The organism is Streptococcus sp. HMSC034E03 (assembly GCF_001811505.1).
In the GTDB taxonomy this organism is placed as follows: Bacteria; Bacillota; Bacilli; order Lactobacillales; family Streptococcaceae; genus Streptococcus.
In genome coordinates this window covers 31,244-55,680 of record NZ_KV804981.1, presented here as the reverse complement: position 1 = coordinate 55,680, position 24,437 = coordinate 31,244, and the positions used below count along the sequence as shown (strand labels likewise).

General features: G+C 39.1%; 18 protein-coding genes, 1 pseudogene and 1 riboswitch. Of the genes and pseudogenes, 17 read left to right on the top strand and 2 right to left on the bottom strand.

Going from position 1 to position 24,437, the window contains the following annotated elements:
- The first annotated feature begins 3 nt into the window (after nucleotides 1-3).
- Genes leuC through HMPREF2805_RS04750 form a run of 3 tightly spaced genes read left to right on the top strand, consistent with a single transcriptional unit; the run spans nucleotide 4 to nucleotide 2,798 of the window.
- Nucleotides 4-1,386, top strand: coding sequence for a 3-isopropylmalate dehydratase large subunit (leuC, locus tag HMPREF2805_RS04760; protein ID WP_075231610.1), 1,383 nt, complete (start codon nucleotides 4-6; stop codon nucleotides 1,384-1,386).
- Between the two features lie 9 nt (nucleotides 1,387-1,395).
- Nucleotides 1,396-1,989 carry a 3-isopropylmalate dehydratase small subunit gene (leuD, locus tag HMPREF2805_RS04755; RefSeq protein ID WP_075231609.1) on the top strand — a complete coding sequence of 198 codons (594 nt, stop codon included), beginning with the start codon at nucleotides 1,396-1,398 and terminating at the stop codon, nucleotides 1,987-1,989.
- A 29-nt stretch (nucleotides 1,990-2,018) separates the two neighbouring features.
- On the top strand, nucleotides 2,019-2,798 hold the full coding sequence (locus HMPREF2805_RS04750; protein ID WP_075231608.1) for an L-threonylcarbamoyladenylate synthase: 780 nt from the start codon (nucleotides 2,019-2,021) through the stop codon (nucleotides 2,796-2,798).
- Nucleotides 2,799-3,250: 452 nt separating this feature from the next.
- Here HMPREF2805_RS04750 and HMPREF2805_RS04745 read toward each other — a convergent pair whose 3' ends face one another.
- Nucleotides 3,251-4,954 carry a thiol-activated cytolysin family protein gene (locus HMPREF2805_RS04745; RefSeq protein ID WP_075231607.1) on the bottom strand — a complete coding sequence of 568 codons (1,704 nt, stop codon included), beginning with the start codon at nucleotides 4,952-4,954 and terminating at the stop codon, nucleotides 3,251-3,253.
- Between the two features lie 183 nt (nucleotides 4,955-5,137).
- Between HMPREF2805_RS04745 and HMPREF2805_RS04740 the strand changes: the two are divergent.
- The 13 genes and pseudogenes from HMPREF2805_RS04740 to HMPREF2805_RS04680 all read left to right on the top strand — a co-directional run.
- Nucleotides 5,138-5,920 (top strand): annotated as a pseudogene (locus tag HMPREF2805_RS04740) (3-isopropylmalate dehydrogenase); the annotation flags it as partial.
- Between the two features lie 171 nt (nucleotides 5,921-6,091).
- Nucleotides 6,092-7,075 (top strand): GMP reductase, encoded by a 984-nt coding sequence (gene guaC, locus HMPREF2805_RS04735; protein WP_075231606.1) that lies wholly within the window; start codon nucleotides 6,092-6,094, stop codon nucleotides 7,073-7,075.
- Nucleotides 7,068-7,164: riboswitch (purine riboswitch) on the top strand. (Overlaps the previous gene by 8 nt.)
- 76 nt (nucleotides 7,165-7,240) lie before the next feature.
- The gene (locus HMPREF2805_RS04730; protein ID WP_075231605.1) at nucleotides 7,241-7,822 is read left to right on the top strand and encodes a xanthine phosphoribosyltransferase; all 582 of its coding nucleotides are present in this window, start codon (nucleotides 7,241-7,243) and stop codon (nucleotides 7,820-7,822) included.
- On the top strand, nucleotides 7,822-9,081 hold the full coding sequence (locus tag HMPREF2805_RS04725; protein WP_075231604.1) for a nucleobase:cation symporter-2 family protein: 1,260 nt from the start codon (nucleotides 7,822-7,824) through the stop codon (nucleotides 9,079-9,081). Before HMPREF2805_RS04730 ends, HMPREF2805_RS04725 begins: the two co-directional genes overlap by 1 nt.
- Before the next feature lie 93 nt (nucleotides 9,082-9,174).
- Nucleotides 9,175-11,133, top strand: a complete 1,959-nt coding sequence (gene ligA / locus HMPREF2805_RS04720; protein ID WP_075231603.1) for an NAD-dependent DNA ligase LigA — start codon at nucleotides 9,175-9,177, stop codon at nucleotides 11,131-11,133.
- 3 nt (nucleotides 11,134-11,136) lie between these two features.
- Complete coding sequence (locus tag HMPREF2805_RS04715; protein ID WP_075231602.1) at nucleotides 11,137-12,087, top strand: diacylglycerol kinase family lipid kinase; 951 nt, start codon at nucleotides 11,137-11,139, stop codon at nucleotides 12,085-12,087.
- A gap of 32 nt (nucleotides 12,088-12,119) precedes the next feature.
- Nucleotides 12,120-14,402 (top strand): type I pullulanase, encoded by a 2,283-nt coding sequence (gene pulA, locus HMPREF2805_RS04710; RefSeq protein ID WP_075231601.1) that lies wholly within the window; start codon nucleotides 12,120-12,122, stop codon nucleotides 14,400-14,402.
- 397 nt (nucleotides 14,403-14,799) lie between these two features.
- Entirely contained in the window at nucleotides 14,800-16,728 is a 1,929-nt protein-coding gene (gene glgB, locus HMPREF2805_RS04705; protein WP_075231600.1) for a 1,4-alpha-glucan branching protein GlgB, read from the top strand.
- Entirely contained in the window at nucleotides 16,718-17,860 is a 1,143-nt protein-coding gene (locus tag HMPREF2805_RS04700) for a glucose-1-phosphate adenylyltransferase (protein ID WP_075231599.1), read from the top strand. The genes glgB and HMPREF2805_RS04700 overlap by 11 nt, the downstream gene beginning before the upstream one ends.
- Nucleotides 17,850-18,989 carry a glucose-1-phosphate adenylyltransferase subunit GlgD gene (gene glgD / locus HMPREF2805_RS04695; protein WP_075231598.1) on the top strand — a complete coding sequence of 380 codons (1,140 nt, stop codon included), beginning with the start codon at nucleotides 17,850-17,852 and terminating at the stop codon, nucleotides 18,987-18,989. The genes HMPREF2805_RS04700 and glgD overlap by 11 nt, the downstream gene beginning before the upstream one ends.
- Nucleotides 18,986-20,419, top strand: a complete 1,434-nt coding sequence (gene glgA / locus HMPREF2805_RS04690) for a glycogen synthase GlgA (RefSeq protein WP_075231597.1) — start codon at nucleotides 18,986-18,988, stop codon at nucleotides 20,417-20,419. Before glgD ends, glgA begins: the two co-directional genes overlap by 4 nt.
- A gap of 211 nt (nucleotides 20,420-20,630) precedes the next feature.
- The gene (gene serB / locus HMPREF2805_RS04685; RefSeq protein WP_075231596.1) at nucleotides 20,631-21,272 is read left to right on the top strand and encodes a phosphoserine phosphatase SerB; all 642 of its coding nucleotides are present in this window, start codon (nucleotides 20,631-20,633) and stop codon (nucleotides 21,270-21,272) included.
- A 16-nt stretch (nucleotides 21,273-21,288) separates the two neighbouring features.
- A complete protein-coding gene (locus HMPREF2805_RS04680) occupies nucleotides 21,289-22,404 on the top strand; it encodes a glycerate kinase (RefSeq protein WP_075231595.1) in 1,116 nt (371 codons plus the stop codon).
- Here HMPREF2805_RS04680 and HMPREF2805_RS04675 read toward each other — a convergent pair.
- Nucleotides 22,401-22,844: a DUF1694 domain-containing protein gene (locus tag HMPREF2805_RS04675; protein WP_075231594.1), complete on the bottom strand. Its 444-nt coding sequence runs from the start codon at nucleotides 22,842-22,844 to the stop codon at nucleotides 22,401-22,403. The two genes, HMPREF2805_RS04680 and HMPREF2805_RS04675, sit on opposite strands and share 4 nt — an antisense overlap.
- Nucleotides 22,845-23,008: 164 nt before the next feature.
- On the opposite strand from HMPREF2805_RS04675, the gene eno reads away from it, so the two are divergent.
- Nucleotides 23,009-24,313: a surface-displayed alpha-enolase gene (gene eno / locus HMPREF2805_RS04670; RefSeq protein WP_000022825.1), complete on the top strand. Its 1,305-nt coding sequence runs from the start codon at nucleotides 23,009-23,011 to the stop codon at nucleotides 24,311-24,313.
- Nucleotides 24,314-24,437: the final 124 nt, after the last annotated feature.

The window sequence follows — 24,437 nt, the reverse complement described above, 5'->3', positions numbered from 1 at the left end:
TGAATGGAAGGAAAATCAATTTTTGATAAATTATGGGACCTCCATGTGATCACAGGAGAAGAGGGACAACCTCAGCTTATGTATGTGGATCAACACTATATTCACGAGGTGACCAGTCCTCAGGCTTTTCAAGGATTGCGAGACGCAGGACGCAGATTGAGACGACCAGACTTGACATTTGGGACCTTTGACCACAATGTACCGACAGTTAATATCTACGATATTCGAGATGTGATATCCAAGGCTCAAATTGATAAGTTGGCAGAAAATGTTGAGGAATTCGGGATTGAACATGCGGCCCATGGTTCTGAAAAACAGGGCATCGTTCACATGGTTGGTCCAGAAACAGGACGAACACAACCAGGGAAATTTATCGTCTGTGGAGATAGTCATACAGCTACCCATGGAGCTTTTGGAGCTATCGCTTTTGGAATTGGGACAAGTGAGGTTGAGCACGTATTTGCTACTCAAACCATTTGGCAGGTTAAGCCCAAGAAAATGTTGGTAGAATTTACTGGTGTCCCTAAAAAAGGAGTCTATTCCAAGGATTTTATTTTAGCCTTGATTGCCAAATACGGTGTTGCTTGTGGTGTTGGCTACGTGGTGGAGTATCGAGGTCAGGCTATTGATGCACTGAGCATGGAAGAGCGAATGACCATCTGCAATATGTCCATTGAATTTGGCTCTAAGATGGGAATCATGAATCCAGATCAGACTACTTTTGACTATTTAAAGGGACGAGAGTGTGTACCCAAAGATTTTGATGCAGCAGTAGCTGATTGGAAAAGGCTTGTTAGCGATGACGATGCCGTTTATGATAAGGTTATCCGGATGGATGTCTCAGACTTGGCTCCCATGGTAACCTGGGGAACTAACCCTGCTATGGGGGTTGATTTTGACAGTAGTTTCCCAGAAATTAAGGATATGAATGATGAACGAGCCTACAATTATATGGATTTGGAGCCTGGTCAAAAGCCAGCAGATATTGAATTAGGCTATATCTTTATAGGTTCATGTACCAATGCTCGGCTCAGTGACTTGCAACTGGCTGCTCGATTTGTCGAAGGAAAGAAGATTGCTCCTAACTTAACAGCTATTGTGGTACCTGGTTCTCGACCAGTCAAGCGAGCTGCTGAAAAGTTGGGCTTGGATAAGGTTTTCCAAGATGCTGGTTTTGAGTGGAGAGACCCAGGTTGCTCCATGTGCCTAGGAATGAATCCTGACAAAGTACCAGATGGTGTTCACTGTGCCTCAACCAGTAACCGCAACTTTGAAGATAGACAAGGATTTGGCGCTAAGACCCATCTCTGTAGTCCAGCCATGGCAGCAGCAGCAGCTATTGCAGGGCGCTTCGTAGATGTTCGACAAATGCCAGAAGCCCAGTAAGGAGAGGATATGGGAAAATTTACTGTTTATACGGGAACGACCGTTCCTCTTATGAATGATAATATTGATACCGACCAAATTCTACCCAAGCAGTTTCTGAAATTGATTGACAAGAAAGGTTTTGGTAAATATCTCATGTATGCTTGGCGTTATCTGGACGATAAGTACACTGAGGATCCAGACTTTGTCTTTAACCGACCTGAATACCGTAAAGCCAGTATTCTTATCTCAGGGGATAACTTTGGCGCAGGATCTTCGAGGGAACATGCAGCTTGGGCACTAGCTGACTATGGTTTTAAGGTCGTGATTGCAGGGTCTTTCGGTGATATTCATTACAATAATGAGCTCAATAATGCTATGTTGCCAATTGTTCAACCAAGGGAAGTTAGAGAAAAACTCGCCCGATTGAAACCAAGCGACCAAGTAACTGTCGACTTGGAACAACAGAAAATCATCTCACCAGTCGGAGAATTCTCCTTTGAAATTGATAGCGAATGGAAACACAAGCTCTTAAATGGTTTGGATGATATCGGTATTACCATGCAGTATGAAGATTTGATTGCTGCTTATGAAAAACAACGACCAGCCTACTGGCAGGATTAGAAGAAAAAAATAGAAAAGGAAATAGAACTATGACAAAACACATTCAATGGGACGGAACACTTTCACAAGAAGGCTATGACATTTTAAAAGGTGAGGGCGGATGTATCGTTTGCCCTACAAAAGTTGGTTACATCATCATGACTAGCGATAAGGCAGGCCTTGAACGCAAATTTGAAGCTAAAGAGCGTAATCGTAATAAACCCGGTGTAGTCCTCTGTGGTAGTATGGATGAGCTTCGCACTTTGGCACAACTCAACCCAGAAATTGAAGCCTTCTATCAAAAACATTGGGACGAAGATATTCTTCTTGGTTGTATCCTTCCATGGAAGCCAGAAGCCTTTGAAAAATTGAAAGCATATGGTGATGGTCGTGAAGAACTCATGACTGACGTGCGTGGAACGAGCTGTTTTGTCATCAAGTTTGGTAAAGCTGGTGAACAATTAGCTGCCAAACTCTGGGAAGAAGGAAAAATGGTCTACGCTTCATCTGCAAATCCTTCTGGAAAAGGAAATCGTGGTAAGGTTGAAGGAATCGGAGAACGTATCGAGGGAGCAGTGGACCTTGTTATCGAGGCAGACGACTACGTGGCATCAATCCAACCAGACAAAACGATTGAAACACGCTACGAGCAAGGTGTGATGGTCTCTATGGTTGATAAAGACGGCAAACTCATCCCTGAACAAGGAGGAGCACGTTCAACTTCACCAGCTCCAGTGGTTATCCGTAAAGGCCTTGACATCGATAAAATCATGATGCATCTGTCAGACACCTTTAACTCATGGGACTACCGTCAGGGTGAGTATTATTAGGATGTAGAAGGAGTGAGGTTTAGTCATTATTGATAAAAACAGATTTTTTAAAAGTATTCATACACAATTAAAATCAAAGTTCATTTTTTGTTGATAGGCGACTTAAGAAACATCATAATACAAGTATAAACTTGTAAATTTACCAGCAAATCAATGAACCATACTATATTCAGGGCAAGCAAGTAATGAGTTTCTAACAATAACTTTAATATGTTTGTTTATACAGTAACATTTCTCCTCTTTTTGATTTTAAATGAGTATTAAATTGCGATAAGTTGAGTTAATTGGATTAAGAACCTCAAAAAACAAAAAGGAAAGCATCTCATGAAAAGATGTTTTCCTTTTATTGTATAAGTTATCGAATAGAGTTATCATATTGCTTTTCTTCAAATTCAAAGTGGATCAAAAATGATACTTGATGAATAATGATACTCTGTAGTTTAACCATTTTATTAGTTGTTTTCGACTTGTTCACTATATTTTGGTTTTAGGGTTGTTCCTGTATTGATAATAGTGCGTTTTTGAACTAAAGGCAATTCTGTACGATTATAAACTGTTCTCCAAGGTTCCCAAGCAAGACCAGTTTTTTCTTGAATTTTTACACGAAGATTGCGAACATTTCCTCTAAATTGTAGTTCAGTTTGGAAACCAGCAGTTCTATTTTTTCCATTATCTTCCCATTCACGAGAGCGGATGCTTTCAATTCCATTTTCGTCATATGTGACTTCGTCCCAGTAAACGTAGTAACGAGCGACATACCCACCCTTATGTTGCAAATTGAGATAGCCATTCTTGTAAGAGGTAATTTTAGTTTCAATATAATCAGTACTGTTTTGGATTGTTGCAACTTGATTATCTCTTAAAAAGGCAGTTTTATAAGAAATAGGGACTGCAGGATTTTGTGTACTAAAATTAGCTCCTTCTTGAATTAATTTTTTGAGATCTTCAGGTGTTCCAGTAACTACTCGAGCAGCGCCATCAGCGTTACCGCCAACAATAACAGCTGTTACAGAAGTATTTTTCAAAACACGAGCCCATTCAGATTCAGGGTTAATAGGCACACCTTTAATGACAGCATTTATAGCTGCTTTAAGTTCTGTACTTGTACTTGTTGTTTCAAATTTAACATACATTTGACGGCCATAAGACATACTAGAAACATAAACAGGAGGTGTTTGTTCATCCAAGCCACGATCTTGTAAATCGTTGACTGTTACATTATCACCAAAGACATCTCCAGGATTTTTTGGTGCATCAAAGTTAGCGGTAAAGTAAATTTGTTTAAAGTCGACAACTTCAATTTGTTTTTCACCTTTTTGTGCAGCTTCAAAGTCAATTTTTAAATCAACCCCAATTTTTTCAAAGTTGCTACCAAATTTTGCTTTTAGTTGATTCATACTATATGCTGAAGTAGAATCGTATTGCATACGAGCAGGTGCGGGATTACTTGATGCATAATTTGCATTCCATCTATTTACCAGAGTGTTAATTCCTTCCTGCATACCACTGACTGTTGTGTTTGCATCAGTATAGCTATCTGATCCAGCCATTCCTGGAAGGTCCACGCTGATTCTACCCTGTTTTCTATCAATACTAACAAGTTGAGGTTTATTTTCTAATAACCCTTGATCTGCTCGGAACAAAGCGCCTAAGAAGATGTCGCTATTACCGTTAATTGAAACATCAGCTGAATTATTAGAAATACTCTTTTTCACTTTTTCAATTACAACAAACTCATTCCCTTGTTGTTTTGAAGATGTATTTGAATAATTTTCGATTGCTTCACCTCTACGAGTTAAAATATCAATTTTGTTGTAGTTTAATCCGAAAAGATATTTATTCAAGTCCTTATCTGCCTGATTAGTAGATCTCATGAGGTTTTCCATAACATCTGCTTTTGGTGCTTCAGTTACAGTAGTGGCATCTTTTTCTTCGGTTTTTGAATTGAGGTTTGGAGTACTTTCTTGTTCGTTTACTGTAGGTTCTGTTTTTGGATTAGAACTACTTGAAATTGAGGGTTCAGTAGCTTTTACAGTATTATTTTGAATAATCGAAGCTGTACTTAATAAAAAAGTTGCAATAACTACACCACAGACACCAATGCTACGTTTTCGGATAGAATAACGAAAACCTTTTTCAAGATTATTTTGAATCATATAAAGCTCCTAGTTTATTATTTCATTTTATTATCTCTTGAATGCGCTTTCTCGGGATAAAAATATTCTAGCAGAAATAAAAATCTTATGCAATCGTTTTCTGCGGAAATTAGACATATCTTTATATATGTTTAATTTTGTTTCGAAGATTTTAGCTTTTTAGTGTAATTTTTCTTTACTTGAGAATTCACCTATGATAATCCACTCATGCAGCTGATCCGTCATACAATTGAATACATGAAGAATCAGAAAAGTATAGGGAGGGGAGTTCTTGATAATCTCTCTATTAGTCGTGAAAATGTGGCAGAAATCGTACGAGTAACGCCCTCTTATAAATTAGCTGCTCGTGCTAAGATTATCAGACTAAATCAAACCAAACCTCTTCGTCATGCATACTTTCGAGAGTACAGAAAATTGCAAGAGCTTTGCCTGATGATCCTAAATAGAGAAAAGCATGGTTTAGGATATCAAGAGCAAAAAATCCATGGTATTCTTTTTGATGCTGCTTGGCTTTGGTAAGAGTATGTTCATACTTTGTTGCTAAAAGAGTTCATCCATCCTAGAAATAAGGATAAGACGGACGGTATTTCAGTATTTTCTAATCGTGAAAGAAAAATATTTCCAGATTTTTATCATAAAGAGTTAAAAATCGTTTTAGATGCTAAATACAAAAAACTGGAATTGACTGAAAAGGGAATCAATCGTGAAGATCTATTTCAATTGATTTCTTATGCTTATATTTTACAAGCTGAGCAGGCTGGGATTGTTTTTCCAAGCGAGGACAAGGTTGTTGATAATGAGATAGGAAAGCTAGCAGGTTATGGAGCCCAGTTGAAGAAATGGTCTATTCAAATCCCTAGACAAGCCGAAAGTTATCAAGATTTTGTCAAGAGGATTGAATCCTTTGAAAGAGTCTTTATCGAAAATATTGGTAAAGATTTGAAAGGCAAGACAAATACAGGGTAAATGTCTACTTAGTTATCTAAATCAAAAATTATAAACACGAACATTATTTGTTTTCGGTCATTACAATTGACAAAAAACGGACAATATTGTAAACTTGTTAGAGTAATTGTCTGGAAAAGACGAGGCTATTCCTAACTTTAGGAAGGTCTAAACAAGAGAAATGAGAGAAATATGTTAAACGAATTTCCAATCTTTGACTATGAAGATATTCAGCTAATCCCAAATAAGTGTGTCCTTCAAAGTCGAGCAGAGGCTGATACACAGGTAACTTTAGGGAAACATACCTTTAAGTTGCCAGTTGTGCCTTCCAATATGCAGACAATCCTAGATGAAAATGTTGCTGAACAACTTGCTAAGGGTGGCTATTTCTACATCATGCACCGTTTTGATGAAGCTGGGCGTATTCCCTTTGTGAAACGCATGCATGAGAAAGGTTTGATTGCTTCTATCTCTGTTGGTGTTAAAGATTACGAATATGACTTTGTTAGTCAATTAAAGGCTGATGCACCAGAGTACATCACTATTGATATTGCTCATGGTCATGCTGACAGCGTGATTTCTATGATTCAGCACATCAAGAAAGAATTGCCAGATACTTTTGTTATCGCTGGTAACGTTGGAACTCCAGAAGCTGTGCGTGAACTTGAAAATGCTGGTGCGGATGCGACTAAGGTTGGAATCGGTCCAGGTAAGGTTTGTATCACTAAGGTAAAAACTGGTTTTGGTACAGGTGGTTGGCAGCTGGCGGCGCTACGTTGGTGTGCGAAGGCTGCGCGTAAACCGATAATTGCCGATGGTGGTATCCGTACACACGGAGATATTGCCAAGTCAATCCGCTTTGGTGCAAGTATGGTTATGATTGGTTCACTATTTGCAGGCCATATCGAAAGTCCTGGTAAAACAGTTGAAGTTGATGGTAAACAATTCAAAGAATACTACGGTTCAGCTTCAGAATACCAAAAAGGTGCCTATAAGAATGTCGAAGGTAAGAAAATTCTTCTTCCTGCAAAAGGTCATTTGCAAGACACTTTAACTGAGATGGAACAGGATTTGCAAAGTTCGATTTCTTATGCTGGAGGTCGTAAAGTTGCAGATCTTCGTCACGTTGACTATGTCATTGTGAAGAACTCTATCTGGAATGGAGATGCTCACTAAAAATATGATTACTTATTTATGCCGCGAATTGGCGTGGCGTTTCTACAAGGTACCGTAAATACCTAACAATGAGTAAGCTGCAGAGATATAAGAATAGGTGTTGAATCTATTTCTTTGTTTTCCAGAGGCTTACTTGGTAAGTCTCTTTTTATTTCGGAGGTTATTGTGAAATTATTAGAAGAACGAATTTTAAAGGACGGAAACGTTCTTGGTGAGAATATTCTTAAGGTGGATTCTTTCTTGACCCACCAAGTTGATTATTCCTTGATGCGAGAAATTGGTCGTACTTTTGCAGAGCATTTTAAAAATGCTGGTATTACTAAAGTCGTAACCATTGAGGCATCTGGAATTGCCCCAGCCCTTTATGTGGCTGAACAGTTAGATGTTCCCATGATTTTTGCTAAAAAGGCAAAAAATATTACTATGAATGAAGGAATTTTGACTGCTGAAGTTTATTCTTTCACTAAACAAGTAACTAGTACCGTATCTATTGCAGGTAAGTTCTTATCTCCTCAAGATAAAGTATTGATTATTGATGATTTCTTGGCTAATGGTCAAGCAGCTAAAGGTTTGATTCAGATTATCGAACAGGCTGGTGCTACAGTCGAGGCCGTCGGGATTGTGATTGAAAAATCTTTCCAAGATGGTCGTGAACTGTTAGAAAAATCAGGTCATCAGGTAGTATCACTCGCGCGATTAGAGCGCTTTGAAAATGGAAAAGTTATCTTCAAGGAGGCAGATATCTAATGAAACAACAGGAAAACCACTCACAGGCAGCCGTTCTTGGTTTGCAACACTTGCTAGCCATGTACTCAGGTTCAATCCTAGTACCAATCATGATTGCAAGTGCTTTAGGGTACTCAGCTCAACAGTTGACCTACCTTATTTCAACAGATATCTTTATGTGTGGGGTTGCAACTCTTTTACAATTGCAACTCAATAAACATTTTGGTGTTGGTTTACCTATTGTTCTTGGGGTAGCCTTCCAGTCTGTTGCTCCACTTATTATGATTGGACAAAGTCATGGTAGCGGTGCTATGTTCGGAGCTTTGATTGCTTCAGGGATTTATGTTATCCTGATTTCAGGTATCTTCTCTAAGGTTGCCAATCTTTTCCCTGCAATCGTAACTGGATCTGTCATTACGACGATTGGTTTGACCTTGATTCCTGTTGCCATCGGAAATATGGGAAATAACGTTGAAAAACCAACTGGACAAAGTTTAGCTTTGGCAATGATTACAGTTCTCATTATTCTTTTGGTCAATATCTTTACCAAAGGATTTATCAAATCTATTTCAATTTTGATTGGTTTGATTGCAGGTACCATTATCGCTGCAACAATGGGCTTGGTTGATTTCTCACCAGTAGCAGAAGCTCCACTCGTTCATATCCCAACTCCATTTTACTTCGGTGCTCCGCAATTTGAGATTTCTTCTATTGTAATGATGTGTATCATTGCTACTGTATCTATGGTAGAATCAACTGGTGTGTATCTTGCCCTTTCTGATATTACTAAAGATCCAATCGATAGCACTCGTCTCCGCAATGGTTATCGTGCTGAAGGTCTTGCTGTCTTACTTGGTGGACTTTTCAATACCTTCCCTTATACAGGATTTTCACAAAACGTAGGCTTGGTGAAACTTTCAGGTATTCGTACTCGTTTGCCAATCTATTACGCAGCTGGTTTCCTTATCTTGCTCGGTCTCTTGCCTAAGTTTGGTGCCTTGGCACAGATTATTCCGAGCCCTGTTCTTGGTGGAGCCATGCTTGTCATGTTTGGTTTTGTATCTCTACAAGGGATGCAAATCTTGGCGCGTGTAGACTTTGAGCACAATGAACACAACTTCCTCATTGCAGCGGTTTCTATTTCTGCTGGGGTGGGATTGAACGGAAGCAACCTCTTCAATACTTTACCGACTGAATTTCAAATGTTCTTTTCAAATGGTATTGTCATTGCAAGTACAGTAGCCATCGTCTTGAATGCTATTTTGAATCGTAAAAAATAAAAATAAATGAGAAGTGATAGAAATATCCTTCTCATTTTCTTTTTTAGAGCTTGAGTATTGTTTATAGAGTCCTTTTTATGGTAAAATGGTTCTATGAATGAAAGAATGAAAGAGCTCGTTGAACTGCTCAATCGCTATGCGACAGAGTATTATACAAGTGATAACCCATCTGTATCTGATAGTGAGTATGATCGTCTTTATCGTGAATTGGTAGAGTTAGAAAAAGATCATCCTGACCAAGTTTTACCAGAAAGTCCGACACATCGTGTTGGAGGTAAGATTCTAGATGGATTTGAAAAATATAGTCATCAGTATCCTCTTTATAGTTTGCAGGATGCTTTTTCACGTGAAGAACTGGATGCCTTTGATGCGCGTGTTCGTAAAGAATTGGATGATGTTACTTATATTTGTGAGTTGAAGATTGATGGTTTATCGATTTCCTTGACTTATGAGCAGGGAAGTTTTGTTGCTGGAGCAACTCGAGGTGATGGCTCCATTGGTGAAAACATCACTGAAAATCTTAAACGAGTGAAAGACATTCCTTTATCATTATCTGAAAAAATAGATATAACAGTTCGTGGTGAATGTTATATGCCAAGAGCTTCTTTCAATCAAGTCAATCTTGCTCGTCAAGAAAACGGGGAGCCAGAATTTGCCAATCCAAGAAATGCTGCTGCAGGAACACTTCGTCAGTTAGATACAGCAGTAGTAGCCAAACGTAATCTTGCAACCTTCCTTTATCAGGAAGCTAGTCCTTCAACTCGGGATAGTCAAGAGAAGGTTTTAAAACATTTAGAACAATTAGGTTTTGTAGTTAATCAAAGACGTCTATTAGCTCATAGTATGGACGAGGTTTGGGCGTTTATCCAAGAAGTAGGTCAAGAAAGAGATCAATTGCCATATGATATAGACGGTGTCGTGATTAAGGTCAACGACCTAGCTGGTCAAGAGCAACTAGGATTTACAGTCAAAGCACCTAAATGGGCAGTAGCATATAAATTCCCAGCAGAAGAAAAAGAAGCGAAACTGCTTTCTGTTGACTGGACAGTAGGAAGAACTGGTGTCGTAACTCCGACTGCTAATCTTACTCCGGTGCAATTGGCAGGTACAACAGTTAGTCGTGCAACGCTTCATAATGTAGACTATATCGCTGAAAAGGATATCCGCAAGGATGATACTGTCATTGTCTACAAGGCGGGAGATATCATACCAGCCGTTCTACGAGTGGTGGAGTCTAAACGTGTGTCGGAGGAAAAACTAGATATCCCAACAAACTGTCCAAGTTGTGAGAGTAAGTTGTTACACTTTGAAGATGAGGTGGCTCTTCGTTGTATTAATCCACGATGCCCTGCTCAAATCAAGGAAGGCTTGACGCACTTCGCATCGCGTGATGCTATGAATATTTCTGGCCTTGGTCCATCAATCGTTGAGAAACTATTTGCAGCCGATTTGGTTAAGGATGTTGCAGATATTTATCGTTTGACTGTTGAAGATTTGCTCTTGCTGGATGGTATCAAGGAAAAATCTGCTCAAAAGCTCTACCAAGCTATTCAAGCATCCAAAGAAAATTCTGCTGAAAAACTCTTGTTTGGTTTAGGGATTCGTCATGTAGGAAGTAAGGCAAGTCAGTTGCTTTTACAAAACTTCCACTCAATCGAATCACTAGCACAAGCCAATCCTGAAAAAATTGCAAGTATTGAAAGTTTGGGGAGTGTCATTGCTCAAAGCCTACAGACCTATTTTGCTACAGAGGGTTCTGCAATCCTTTTAAGGGAATTGAAAGAATCAGGTGTTAATCTAGACTTCAAAGGACAGACAGTTGTAGCAAATGCAGCCTTGTCTGGTCTAACTGTCGTATTGACAGGAAAGCTAGAGCGTCTTAATCGCTCAGAAGCCAAAAATAAATTAGAAAGTCTAGGAGCCAAGGTTACTGGTAGTGTGTCGAAAAAAACAGACCTTGTTGTAGCAGGAGCAGATGCAGGAAGCAAGCTCCAAAAAGCACAAGAACTGGGAATAGAGATTCGTGATGAAGCTTGGCTTGAGAGTTTGTAAGCTATGAAAGAAGAAAAAAAACGCGCACGTCTCATTTATAATCCGACCTCAGGCCAGGAAATTATCAAGCAAAATATCGCAGAAGTTCTAGAAGTGTTAGAGAGCATAGGCTATGAAACCAGTGCTTTTCAGACCAAACCTGAACACTTATCAGCCCAGAAAGAAGCAGAAAGAGCTGCAAAAGCTGACTTTGATTTGGTTTTGGTAGCTGGTGGCGATGGTACTATCAATGAAGTGGTTAATGGAATTGCACCTCTGGAACATCGTCCAAAGATAGCCATCATTCCTACTGGAACTACCAATGATTATGCAAGAGCATTGAAAATCCCTATGGGGGATCCAGTTGCTGCAGCGAAGATCATTGCTAAAAATGAAACCAAGCAAATTGATATTGGTCGTGCCTTTGGTGATAAGTATTTCATCAATATTGCTGCGGCAGGAGCTCTTACGGAGTTAACTTTTAGTGTTCCGAGTGAACTAAAGACGCGTTTGGGTTATCTGGCCTATGTTGCTAAAGGCATCGAGATGTTCCCAAAATCCAAAGCACGTCCTGTTCGTATTTACCATGATTGGGGAATTTTTACAGGAGAAGTTTCTCTTGTCTTTGTTGCCTTGACCAATTCTATTGGTGGATTTGAGCAATTCGCACCTGATAGCAAGCTGGATGATGGCAATTTTACGCTTATTCTAGTAAAGACAGATAAAATCCTAGATATGTTGAGTCTACTAGTTCAGGCCATAAACGGAGGCCAACACGTATCAGATGTCAATGTTGAATATCTGAAAACTAGTAAACTCCGAATTGAAACTTTGGATCAGGAAGAGCCGTTTATGCTTAATCTTGATGGAGAATACGGTGGTGACATACCAGTAGATTTGGAAGTATGTCATAATCACATTGAGTTTTTTGTGAATTGTGAGGCACTTGATCAAGAAATTATTAGTAACATATAAAATCAAATTTAATTTAGAAATTAGGGAGAACTATGTACAATTATCCTGTACTTATTCATTACCATCGTAAGGATGAAGCCTACGAGGCTTGTAGTTTCAGTAAAAAAACAGTAGATTCAGTAGAGCTTATCAAAGAAGAAGAATATTTTGGTGCCAAATTTTCACTGACTCAATCGAGTGAAGTAGCACTTGAAACCATGACTTTTAGCGTTGAAAAAGACGGTGTCAGCAAAGAATATCCTATTCGATTCAATTACTATCCACTTTTGACAGAGGTTTGGATTTTGGATGGAGACGATACAGTTTATTATTCTGAAAATCCTGCCATTGCAAGTCCACACTATAAGGACCAAAATCCTTTTGCCTTTGACAAGGCAATCAATAGTGCGAGTTTCGACCACCACTGGGGTTATCAAGGAGAGTTGGGATGTCAAGTTTCTGAAAATGAAACAAGTTTTAGCCTATGGGCACCAACAGCTACAGCTGTCCAAGTAGTAGTCTATGAATCAGCGAGTAACGATGCTCCTATCCTTAAAACCTTTGAAATGGAGCGAGGAAATAGTTATTCCTATAGCCACAAGTATAATACAATTGGTGTTTGGAGTTTATCCGTTCCAGAAAGCTTAGCAGGTCGTGCTTACCACTACCAAATTGACTTTCCTCATCACCAGTCATTAACTCGTGATCCATATACAATAGCGACAAGTCCTGATGGAAAACGTTCAGCCATTGTCTCAAATCAAGATCGTCAGGTCGAAGGTTTTGAGGTTAAGCATGGTACAGAAGCAACTTGGCGTTTGGAAAATCCTTGCCAGGCAGTTGTGTATGAAATGCATATCCGTGATTTGACTAAGTCTGAAACATCTGGTGTTGCGCCAGAATTAAGAGGAACCTTCTTAGGTGCAGCGCAAACTGGAACAGTTAACCAATATGGTCAATTGACTGCGTTTGATTACATCAAAGAACTTGGTGTCAACTATGTTCAGTTGCAACCAATTGCTGACCGTCATAAAGAATACGATGCTGATGGAAATGTAACTTATAACTGGGGATATGATCCACAAAACTACAATGCTCCAGAAACTAGCATGTCTACAAATCCAAATGATCCAGGTCAAGCTATCCGTGATTTGAAAGCCATGGTCCAAGCTTATCACGATGCTGGTATCGGCGTTATTATGGATGTTGTATACAATCATACCTTCTCAACCGTTGATGCACCATTTCAAACAACGGTTCCTGATTATTATTATCGAATGAACCATGATGGAACCTACCAAAATGGAACAGGAGTCGGTAACGAAACTGCCAGTGAGCATGAAATGTTCCGTAAATATATGATTGATTCTCTTCTCTACTGGGTAAAAGAATTCAATATTGACGGTTTCCGCTTTGATTTGATGGGAATACATGACGTCAAAACCATGCAAATGATTCGTTGGGCTATGGACGAAGTCGATCCGAAAATCATCCTGTATGGAGAAGGTTGGGATATGGGAACAGGTCTTGCTCCTTATGACAAGTCTAAGAAAGACAATGCCTACCAATTGCCAAACATTGGATTCTTTAATGATAATCAACGTGATGCGGTCAAAGGTTGTGAAGTCTATGGCTCTATCAAATCTGGCTTCGTCAGTGGAGCAGGTACTGAGCCGATTGTCGCAAAGGCTATCCTTGGAAGCCGAGAGCTTGGTTCATACCTTAGTCCAAACCAAGTCTTGAACTATGTAGAAGCCCACGATAACTACAATTTACATGATTTACTTAAAACCCTTCATCCGATGGAGAGTGATAAATGCATCATGAAGAAAGTAGAAACAGCAACGGCTATGAACCTCCTCATGCAAGGGATGGCCTTCATGGAACTGGGGCAAGAATTTGGCCGTACTAAACTCGTAGCTACAGGCGAAAATGGAGAATTGACTCACGCAGATCGTGAGCGAGCAATGAACAGTTACAATGCTCCTGATAGCGTCAACCAAGTCAACTGGAATTTGATCAATGAGCGTCAAGATAGTATCGAGTTTGTTCGTCAGATTATCCGACTTAAAACACAAACCAGTGCCTTTTCCTACCCTACTTATGAAGAAGTCTACCGTCATGTCTTTGTTCACACAGCCATTGAAAATAGTGGTTGGATTGTCTACGAGATTCATGGTGGCGAAGAGCACTTCTTGGTTGTATTCAATGCCAAAGGAGCTTCATATTACTATGAAAATGCAGGAAATCTTGAAATGCTAGTTACAAATAGCCGTTCTAACCAAGAAAATGTTATTGACGACGTCAGTGTGGCAGTTATGAATGTTTTATCCTAAAAAATAACCTAAAACTCAAGATTTATGCTTGAGTTTTTTAATATTTCTAGACATAAAAATAAAAATGGAACAATTACTAAAAATAGTTGAAAATTTCAGAAAATTTGGTAAAATTATATAAAAAGAGTTATCTACGAATATTATGTTATCAAAATCTAAAAATGTTCAGTTTTTAAGTAAGTTGTTTTATATATAGATAATGAGAGTTATTTTTGTAACAGTAGCTAATAGAAAATTCCATCGCTTATCATCATTTATGAAAATTTTAGAAATGTTAAGATAACTATATGAAGATTTTCGAAAAAAATTTTAGTAGAATTCGGAAATTAGTTGAAAGTTTTCTTAAAAGATAGTATAATAAAGACATAGAAAACGCTTACAATAAAAGGGGGATTCAATGGATAAATTTGAGGCTTTAAGAACTTTTACTAGTGGCGAAAATTTTCATCTTCAGCACTATTTGGGAGCGCATCGTGACGAAAGAGACGGTGAGTATGGTTATACATTCCGTGTCTGGGCGCCAAATGCGCAGGCTGTCCATCTAGTTGGTGATTTTACTAACTGGCTTGAAAATCAAATCCCCATGGTTCGTAATGAATCTGGAGTTTGGGAAGTTTTTACAACTTTAGCTCAAGAGGGGCATATTTATAAATATCATATTACTCGTGCTAATGGTCATCAGCTTATGAAGATTGATCCTTTGGCAGTACGCTATGAAGCTCGTCCGGGAACAGGAGCTGTTTTAACAGAAATACCTGAGAAAAAATGGAAGGACGGTCTCTGGTTAGCTCGTAGAAAACGTTGGAGATTTTTCGAAAGACCGGTCAATATCTATGAGGCGCATGCAGGATCTTGGAAGAGAAATCCTGATGGGACACCTTATAGCTTTGCTCAACTTAAAGAAGAGCTCATCCCCTATCTTGTTGAGATGAACTATACTCACATCGAGTTTATGCCTTTGATGTCTCATCCTCTTGGATTGAGTTGGGGCTATCAGCTCATGGGTTACTTCGCTTTAGAGCATGCTTATGGTCGTCCAGAAGAGTTTCAAGACTTCGTTGAAGAGTGTCACATCAACAATATCGGTGTAATTGTGGATTGGGTGCCAGGTCACTTTACCATCAATGATGATGCTTTGGCATACTATGATGGCACACCAACTTTTGAATACCAAGATCATAATAAGGCTAACAACTATGGTTGGGGAGCGCTTAACTTCGACCTTGGAAAAAATGAAGTCCAATCTTTCTTGATTTCTAGCATTAAGTTCTGGATTGATTTCTATCACCTAGATGGTATTCGTGTAGACGCTGTAAGTAATATTCTCTATCTAGATTATGACAATGCTCCATGGACCCCAAATAAAGACGGTGGCAATCTCAACTATGAAGGCTATTATTTCCTACAACGTTTGAACGATGTGATTAAACTTGCTCATCCGGATGTTATGATGATTGCAGAAGAGTCTTCTTCAGGTACCAAGATTACTGGCATGAAGGAAATGGGTGGACTTGGATTTGACTACAAGTGGAACATGGGTTGGATGAATGATATCTTACGTTTCTACGAAGAAGATCCCATTTATCGCAAGTATGACTTTAATCTTGTGACCTTCAGCTTCATGTATGTCTTTAATGAAAATTATCTCCTACCATTCTCACATGATGAGGTTGTCCACGGTAAGAAGAGTATGATGCATAAGATGTGGGGTGATCGTTACAATCAATTTGCTGGTTTGAGAAACCTTTACACTTATCAAATTTGTCACCCTGGTAAGAAATTACTCTTCATGGGTAGTGAGTTTGGTCAATTCCTAGAGTGGAAATCCGAAGAGCAATTGGAGTGGTCTAACCTAGAAGATCCGATGAATGCCAAGATGAAATACTTTACATCACAGTTGAATCAGCTTTATAAAGATCACCGTTGTCTTTGGGAAATTGATACAAGTTATGATGGTATTGAAATCATTGATGCGGATAATAGAGATCAGAGTGTTCTTTCCTTTATCCGTAAGGGCAAGAAAGGCGAGATGCTAGTCTGTATCTTCAATATGGCACCAGTTGAACGTCCTGATTTTACAATTGGTCTTCCAGTTGCAGGGATTTATGAAGAAATTTGGAATACAGAGTTAGAACAATGGGGTGGTGTGTGGAAAGAGCATAACCAAACAGTTCAAACTCAAGAAGGATTGTGGAAGGATTATGAGCAGACTTTGACATTTACCTTGCCAGCTATGGGAGCAAGTATTTGGAAAATCAAACGTCGCATAAAACCTACTAAGAAAGTCGCTAATAAAACTCAAAAAGGAGTAGAAAATGAAGAATGAAATGCTAGCTTTAATCCTTGCCGGTGGGCAAGGAACTCGTCTCGGTAAACTCACTCAAAACATTGCTAAACCTGCCGTGCAATTTGGTGGGCGCTACCGTATCATTGACTTCGCTCTTTCAAACTGTGCCAACTCTGGTATCCATAATGTTGGGGTTATCACACAGTATCAACCACTAGCTCTCAATAGCCACATTGGTAATGGTTCTAGTTGGGGTCTAGATGGTATTGACACCGGAGTTTCTATCCTTCAACCCTACTCTGCAAGTGAGGGGAACCGTTGGTTTGAAGGTACAAGTCATGCCATTTACCAAAACATCGACTATATCGACAGCATCAATCCTGAGTATGTTTTGATCCTTTCAGGTGACCATATCTACAAGATGGACTATGATGATATGCTCCAATCACACAAGGACAATAATGCCAGCTTGACAGTTGCTGTCTTGGATGTACCACTAAAAGAAGCTAGCCGTTTTGGTATTATGAACACAGATGCTAATAATCGTATTGTCGAATTTGAAGAAAAACCAGCTGAACCAAAATCAACTAAGGCATCAATGGGTATTTATATCTTTGATTGGAAACGACTTCGCAATATGCTAGTTACAGCTGAAAAGGCTAATATTGATATGTCAGATTTTGGTAAAAACGTTATTCCAAACTATCTTGAAACTGGTGAAAGTGTCTATGCTTATGAATTCAATGGATACTGGAAGGACGTTGGTACTATCGAATCACTCTGGGAAGCAAATATGGAATACATCTCTCCAGAAAATGCTCTAGATAGCCGTAACCGTCAATGGAAAATTTATTCTCGTAACCTTATCGCTCCACCAAACTTCCTTGGAGAATTCGCTCAGGTAGAAGACTCTCTTGTAGTGGACGGCTGTTACGTAAATGGTACAGTGAAACACTCTATTCTTTCTACAACTGCTCAAGTTCGTAAGGGAGCAGAAGTTGTTGATTCTGTCATCATGAGTGGAGCAGTTATCGGTAGAGGTGCTAAAATTACACGTGCAATCATCGGTGAAGGTGCAATTATTGCCGATGGTGTTGAAATTGATGGTACAGAAGAAGTACAAGTAGTCGGATATAACGAAGTAGTGGGGGTAGCAACAGATGAAGATTGATAAATATTCAGCCATTTTAGGAAATACCGTTGGTTTCCATGATATGTCAACCTTGACAAGTAACCGTCCAGTGGCAAGTTTGCCATTTGGAGGAAAGTATCGTTTGATTGACTTCCCGCTTTCAAGTTTAGCTAATGCAGGCGTTCGTAGTATCTTTGGAATTTTCCAACAAGATAACATCAGCTCTGTATTTGACCATATTCGTTCAGGACGTGAGTGGGGTTTGAATACCCTTCTTAGCCACTACTATCTTGGAATCTACAATACTCGTGTAGAAAGCAGTACAGTTGGTAAAGAGTACTATCAACAACTCTTAACTTACTTAAAACGTTCAGGTTCAGACCAAACAGTATCCTTGAACTGTGATGTTTTGGTGAATATCGATCTCAATCAAGTTTTCCATTTGCATAATACAACAAAATCACCAATCACGGTAGTTTATAAGAAATTGCCTAAGAAGGACATTTCAGAAGTAAATGCAATCCTTGATATCGATGAAACTGACCACGTGCTTTCTCACAAACTCTTTGATAAAAAATCAAACCAAGAATACTACAACATGTCGACAGATATCTTTGTTGTAGACACTCAATGGTTGATTAAACGTTTGGAAGAAGAAGCTCAAAAAGAATATCCAGAAAAATTACGTTATGTTCTTCGTGATTTGGCAGCCAAAGAAGGTGCTTTTGCATATGAATATACAGGTTACCTAGCAAATATTCATTCAGTAGAAACATACTATCAAGCTAATTTAGATATGCTTGATCAGCATAAATTCTACTCATTGTTCTCTCCAAATCAAAAGATTCATACTAAAGTTAAAAACGAAGAACCTACCTACTACGCATCTGGTTCAAAAGTGAACACCTCTCAATTTGCTTCTGGTAGTATCATTGAAGGTGAAGTGGATAAATCTATTATTTCGCGTAATGTTCGTATCAATAAAGACAGCTTGGTTAAAGAGTCTCTTATCTTCCCTCGTGTTGTCGTTGGAAAAGGTGCACAAGTTGAGTATGCAATTATCGATAAGGGTGCTGAAATAGCTGAGGGAGTTGTTATTCGAGGTACAGCAGAAAACCCTGTTGTCATCAAAAAAGGCGAAAAAGTAACAGAGGATGTCCTTTCATGAAAATTTTATTTGTAGCAGCAGAGGGCGCTCCCTTTTCAAAAACAGGTGGATTGGGAGACGTTATCGGAGCACTTCCAAAATCATTAGTAAAAGCTGGGCATGAGGTTGCTGTTATCTTACCTTACTATGACATGGTAGAAGCCAAGTTTGGTGATCAGATTGAAGATGTCCTTCAATTCGAAGTCTATGTTGGTTGGCGGAGACAATTTTGTGGAATTAAGAAAACAGTTCTAAATGGTGTTACCTTCTACTTCATTGACAATCAATATTATTTCTTCCGTGGACATGTTTATGGAGACTTCGATGATGGTGAACGCTTTGCCTTCTTCCAACTTGCTGCCCTTGAAGCTATGGAGCGTATTGGATTCATACCTGACGTCCTCCATGCTCATGATTACCATACAGCAATGATTCCGTTCTTGTTAAAAGAAAAATACAGATGGATTCAAGCTTACCAAGGAATCAAGACTGTTTTGACCATTCATAACTTGGAATTTCAGGGTCAATTCTCTGAAAGCATGCTTTGGGACTTGTTCAGGGTTGGATTTGAGCGCTATGCTGATGGAACAGTTCGTTGGAATGATTGTCTTAACTGGATGAAGGCAGGTATTCTCTATGCAGATCGTGTATCAACCGTGTCACCGAGCTATGCTTATGAGATCATGACTACAGAATTTGGTTGCGGTATTGATCAGATTCTTCGTATGGAATCTGGTAAGGTTTCTGGTATTGTTAATGGTATTGATACTGATTTATACAATCCAGAGACGGATGCTTTACTCGAGTATCATTTTAATAAAACTGATTTGTCAGGAAAAGCTCAAAATAAAGCGAAACTTCAAGAAAGAGTTGGTCTTCCAGTACGTCAAGATGTTCCAATGATTGGTATCGTGTCACGTTTGACTCGTCAGAAGGGCTTTGATGTGGTGGTTGAAAGCCTGCATCGTATGCTTCAAGAGGATATTCAAATTGTTCTCTTGGGTACTGGAGATCCAGGATTTGAACAAGCCTTCTCTTGGTTTAGTCAAGTATTCCCAGAAAAACTTTCTGCCAATATTACTTTCGATGTGAAATTAGCTCAAGAGATTTATGCAGCGTGTGATATTTTCCTCATGCCGAGTCGCTTTGAACCGTGTGGACTTTCACAAATGATGGCCATGAGATATGGTACGCTTCCTTTAGTAAACGAGGTGGGTGGACTTAGAGATACTGTTCAAGCCTTTAATCCAATTGAAGGAACAGGTACAGGCTTTAGCTTTAACAACCTAACTCCATACTGGCTCAACTGGGCATTGCAAACTGCTTTGGACGTTTATCATAACCATCCTGACGTATGGAAAAACATGCAAGTTCAGGCTATGGAATGTGATTTCTCTTGGGATACAGCCTGCAAGTCATATCTTGATTTGTACCACAGTTTAGCAAATTAAATAGTTAAAAGGCGGTGGGACAGAAATCGATAGACAAAGTCTCGATTTCGTAGTCCCAGCCCCGCGAGGATGATTAGGAGCTTTTTGGAGTCTAAAAGACGAACAAAAAGTTCAATCAGCAACCGCGTCAAAGTTTGATTGCTAATAAAAAGTGAGGTCGGGATCTTTTGTCCCAACCTCTTTTTTGAAATGAAAAAAGTAAGGAAGTTATATGTGTAAAACTAGAGGACTTTGTGTACTGGATGTTGATGGGACACTGATAGAAGAGGAAGTTATTGATTTATTGGGGAAAGAGGCAGAGTGTGAAGAAGAAGTAGCCCTACTGACTGCCCAAGCTATGAGGGGAGAACTAGATTTTGAAGAAAGCCTGAGAAAACGTGTTTCTTTATTACAAGGACTATCTGTAGATACTTTTGATAAGATTTATCATGAACTACACCTTAGTAAAAATGCTGCGCAATTTATTAACACTCTGCAAAAAAATCAGATAGAAGTGGGTCTAGTTTCAGGTGGATTTACACCTGTTGTTGAAAGATTAGCAAAAGATTTAGGAATTTCATTATTTGCTGCTAATCAACTGGAAATCAGAGATGGTCATTTAACTGGAAATCTTGTTGGTCCTATTATCAGCAGAGAAGTTAAAAAAGAAACCCTAGTAAGATGGGCTGATGAATTAGAGGTACCAATTGATAGAACAATTGCTATTGGAGATGGAGCTAATGATTTAGCAATGTTGAAGAGAGCTGGAATCGGCATTGGCTTCTGTGCCAAAGAAATCGTGAAAGAGGAAATTCCCCTTCAAATTGAAGATAGAAATTTAACAAAAGTATTGAATCTGATAGATTTCCTTTGATTAGAAAGATGAGTGTATGAAAATTGTTATAGCACCTGACTCTTTTAAGGAGAGTCTCCCTGCAAGTGAAGTAGCTAAAGCTATTAAACGAGGCCTTAAAAAGGTTCTACCTGAATCGAAATGTTTGCTCTTACCTGTTGGCGATGGAGGAGAAGGAACAGTAGATGCCATTAAAAATTCACTTGGTCTTATAGAAAACACTGCTTTGGTGACAGGCCCCTTTGGAGAAGAGGTGCAAATGCCTTATGTTTATAAAGAAACTCTCGCTTTATTTGAAGTTGCGGATTTGATAGGCCTTGCTAAAATTCCTATTGAAAAAAGAAATCCCCTGAAGATTCAAACAAAGGGAATTGGTCAACTAATCCTGCATTTAATAGAGCAAGGGATGAAAGAAATCTATATCGGAGTCGGTGGTACATCCACTAACGATGGTGGTATTGGAATTGCCTCAGGACTCGGATATCAGTTTTATGATGAAAATGGAATGGAACTTGAGGCTTGTGGCCAGTCCTTGTTTGAAATTACTGATATCTCAAAGGAGAAAGTTATATCTATTCCTTCTGATGTACGAATTAAAATATTAGCAGATGTGACCAATCCTCTCTGTGGCCTACAAGGAGCTACATATACATTTGGGAAGCAAAAAGGCTTAAATCCAGCTCAATTTCATGAAGTTGATTCTGCTATTGAAAGTTTCTATCGTAAAGTTGCCTCTGAAATCTTAAAGCTGGAAGGAGCTGGAGCAGGCGGCGGTATTGCAGCTGGCTTATGTGCTTTTGCTGGAGCAACAATTGTTTCTGGTATTCACACTTGTTTAGATCTAATCGGTTTTGATCAGAAAGTTGCGGATGCAGATCTTGTCATCGTTGGTGAAGGTAGATTAGACACTCAAAGCTTAGCTGGCAAGGCTCCAATCGGTGTAGCAAAAAGAACACCAAATGGTGTTCCAGTTATTGCTATTTGTGGGAGTCTATCAGAGGATTTACCACCCTTACCATTTGAAAATCTCGTTGCAGCCTTTTCTATACTAGAAAAAAGTGAACCTCTGGAAGACAGTCTAAAAAATGCAGCTATCTATTTAGAAAATACAGCTACAAACATTGGTCAGATCTTAGCTTTGAAGAAGCATTAACCAAACCATTTTTTCCAAAGAGAAGTAGGAGCTTTGGTCTCTTTTTCTTGCCACAAGTCTGAAAAGGCCTTTTTAAGGTCTTTTTCATTTATTTGAACAGGAGCATCACTATGAATAATCAAGCCAAAAGGGGATGAATTGTGATCTTCTGAAACGATAGTCGCTTGGCAGTCAGCATCTTTGGCTTGTTTTAAATAATAGACCTGTTTTTCAAATACTACCCGAGGAGAAATTTTGACAAAAAGAGGTTCAGTTTCTTTTTTTAGACTCACTAAAATAGATACATAACCCTTTTGAAATTTATCATCATTAGCTGTTTCAAGGTCTGCATAGCCAAGGACCCTTTCCTCGAAAGTTCCGAGAAAACGTCTCTGTTCATCTGGATTTAGTTTAAGCCCGCCATGAGCCTTTTCTAGGATTTGTTTTGATACATCAGTCATAAAAATAGTATATCATAAAATAAAGGAGAAAACAGATAAAAGAAAGCGATTACTTTATAAACTTAAGGAAAATTTGCACAAAGATAACGTTTTTCCTTGAAAAAGGAGTCTTTTTAAGGTATCATAGAGGTGTAAAAAATTTAACTCAATAAGGAGAGTAAAAAATGTCAATTATTACTGATGTTTACGCTCGCGAAGTCCTAGACTCACGCGGTAACCCAACACTTGAAGTAGAAGTTTACACTGAATCAGGTGCTTTCGGACGTGGTATGGTTCCATCAGGAGCTTCTACTGGTGAACACGAAGCAGTTGAACTTCGTGATGGTGACAAATCTCGTTACGGTGGTCTTGGTACACAAAAAGCTGTTGACAACGTAAACAACATCATCGCTGAAGCAATCATCGGCTACGATGTACGTGACCAACAAGCTATCGACCGTGCTATGATCGCACTTGACGGTACTCCTAACAAAGGTAAATTGGGTGCAAACGCAATCCTTGGTGTGTCTATCGCTGTAGCTCGTGCTGCTGCTGACTACCTTGAAATCCCACTTTACAGCTACCTTGGTGGATTCAACACTAAAGTTCTTCCAACTCCAATGATGAACATCATCAACGGTGGTTCTCACTCAGATGCTCCAATCGCTTTCCAAGAATTCATGATCGTACCTGCTGGTGCACCAACATTCAAAGAAGCTCTTCGTTGGGGTGCTGAAATCTTCCACGCTCTTAAGAAAATCCTTAAATCTCGTGGTCTTGAAACAGCTGTAGGTGACGAAGGTGGATTTGCTCCTCGTTTCGAAGGAACTGAAGACGGTGTTGAAACTATCCTTGCTGCTATCGAAGCTGCTGGTTATGTTCCAGGTAAAGACGTATTTATCGGATTTGACTGTGCATCATCAGAATTCTACGATAAAGAACGTAAAGTTTACGACTACACTAAATTCGAAGGTGAAGGAGCTGCTGTTCGTACTTCTGCAGAACAAATCGACTACCTTGAAGAGTTGGTAAACAAATACCCAATCATCACTATCGAAGATGGTATGGACGAAAACGACTGGGATGGATGGAAAGCTCTTACTGAACGTCTTGGTGGTAAAGTTCAATTGGTTGGTGACGACTTCTTCGTAACAAACACTGCTTACCTTGAAAGAGGTATCGCTGAAGGCGCTGCTAACTCAATCCTTATCAAAGTTAACCAAATCGGTACTCTTACTGAAACATTCGATGCTATCGAAATGGCTAAAGAAGCTGGTTACACTGCCGTTGTGTCACACCGTTCAGGTGAAACTGAAGATTCAACAATCGCTGACATCGCAGTTGCAACAAACGCAGGACAAATCAAGACTGGTTCACTTTCACGTACTGACCGTATCGCTAAATACAACCAATTGCTTCGTATCGAAGACCAACTTGGTGAAGTAGCTGAATACCGTGGATTGAAATCATTCTACAACCTTAAAAAATAAAATAGTTCAGTGAACTATTTTATCCCGAACCTTGAAACTCAAAAGTTCGGTCGTTGATTTAACAACGTTTTAAGCCCCTCGGATTTTATCCGAAGGGCTTTTTTTCTGTTCAGGGGGCATAAAA

Bases quoted from the DNA above. Each gene is read 5' to 3' on its own strand.
- leuC (WP_075231610.1), top strand. From the start codon at position 4: ATGGAAGGAAAATCAATTTTTGATAAATTATGGGACCTCCATGTGATC.
- HMPREF2805_RS04750 (WP_075231608.1), top strand. From the start codon at position 2,019: ATGACAAAACACATTCAATGGGACGGAACACTTTCACAAGAAGGCTAT.
- serB (WP_075231596.1), top strand. From the start codon at position 20,631: ATGTGTAAAACTAGAGGACTTTGTGTACTGGATGTTGATGGGACACTG.
- ligA (WP_075231603.1), top strand. From the start codon at position 9,175: ATGAATGAAAGAATGAAAGAGCTCGTTGAACTGCTCAATCGCTATGCG.
- HMPREF2805_RS04745 (WP_075231607.1), bottom strand. From the start codon at position 4,954: ATGATTCAAAATAATCTTGAAAAAGGTTTTCGTTATTCTATCCGAAAA.
- glgB (WP_075231600.1), top strand. From the start codon at position 14,800: ATGGATAAATTTGAGGCTTTAAGAACTTTTACTAGTGGCGAAAATTTT.
- eno (WP_000022825.1), top strand. From the start codon at position 23,009: ATGTCAATTATTACTGATGTTTACGCTCGCGAAGTCCTAGACTCACGC.
- guaC (WP_075231606.1), top strand. From the start codon at position 6,092: ATGTTAAACGAATTTCCAATCTTTGACTATGAAGATATTCAGCTAATC.
- glgA (WP_075231597.1), top strand. From the start codon at position 18,986: ATGAAAATTTTATTTGTAGCAGCAGAGGGCGCTCCCTTTTCAAAAACA.
- HMPREF2805_RS04680 (WP_075231595.1), top strand. From the start codon at position 21,289: ATGAAAATTGTTATAGCACCTGACTCTTTTAAGGAGAGTCTCCCTGCA.
- HMPREF2805_RS04675 (WP_075231594.1), bottom strand. From the start codon at position 22,844: ATGACTGATGTATCAAAACAAATCCTAGAAAAGGCTCATGGCGGGCTT.
- HMPREF2805_RS04715 (WP_075231602.1), top strand. From the start codon at position 11,137: ATGAAAGAAGAAAAAAAACGCGCACGTCTCATTTATAATCCGACCTCA.
- pulA (WP_075231601.1), top strand. From the start codon at position 12,120: ATGTACAATTATCCTGTACTTATTCATTACCATCGTAAGGATGAAGCC.
- HMPREF2805_RS04700 (WP_075231599.1), top strand. From the start codon at position 16,718: ATGAAGAATGAAATGCTAGCTTTAATCCTTGCCGGTGGGCAAGGAACT.
- leuD (WP_075231609.1), top strand. From the start codon at position 1,396: ATGGGAAAATTTACTGTTTATACGGGAACGACCGTTCCTCTTATGAAT.
- glgD (WP_075231598.1), top strand. From the start codon at position 17,850: ATGAAGATTGATAAATATTCAGCCATTTTAGGAAATACCGTTGGTTTC.
- HMPREF2805_RS04725 (WP_075231604.1), top strand. From the start codon at position 7,822: ATGAAACAACAGGAAAACCACTCACAGGCAGCCGTTCTTGGTTTGCAA.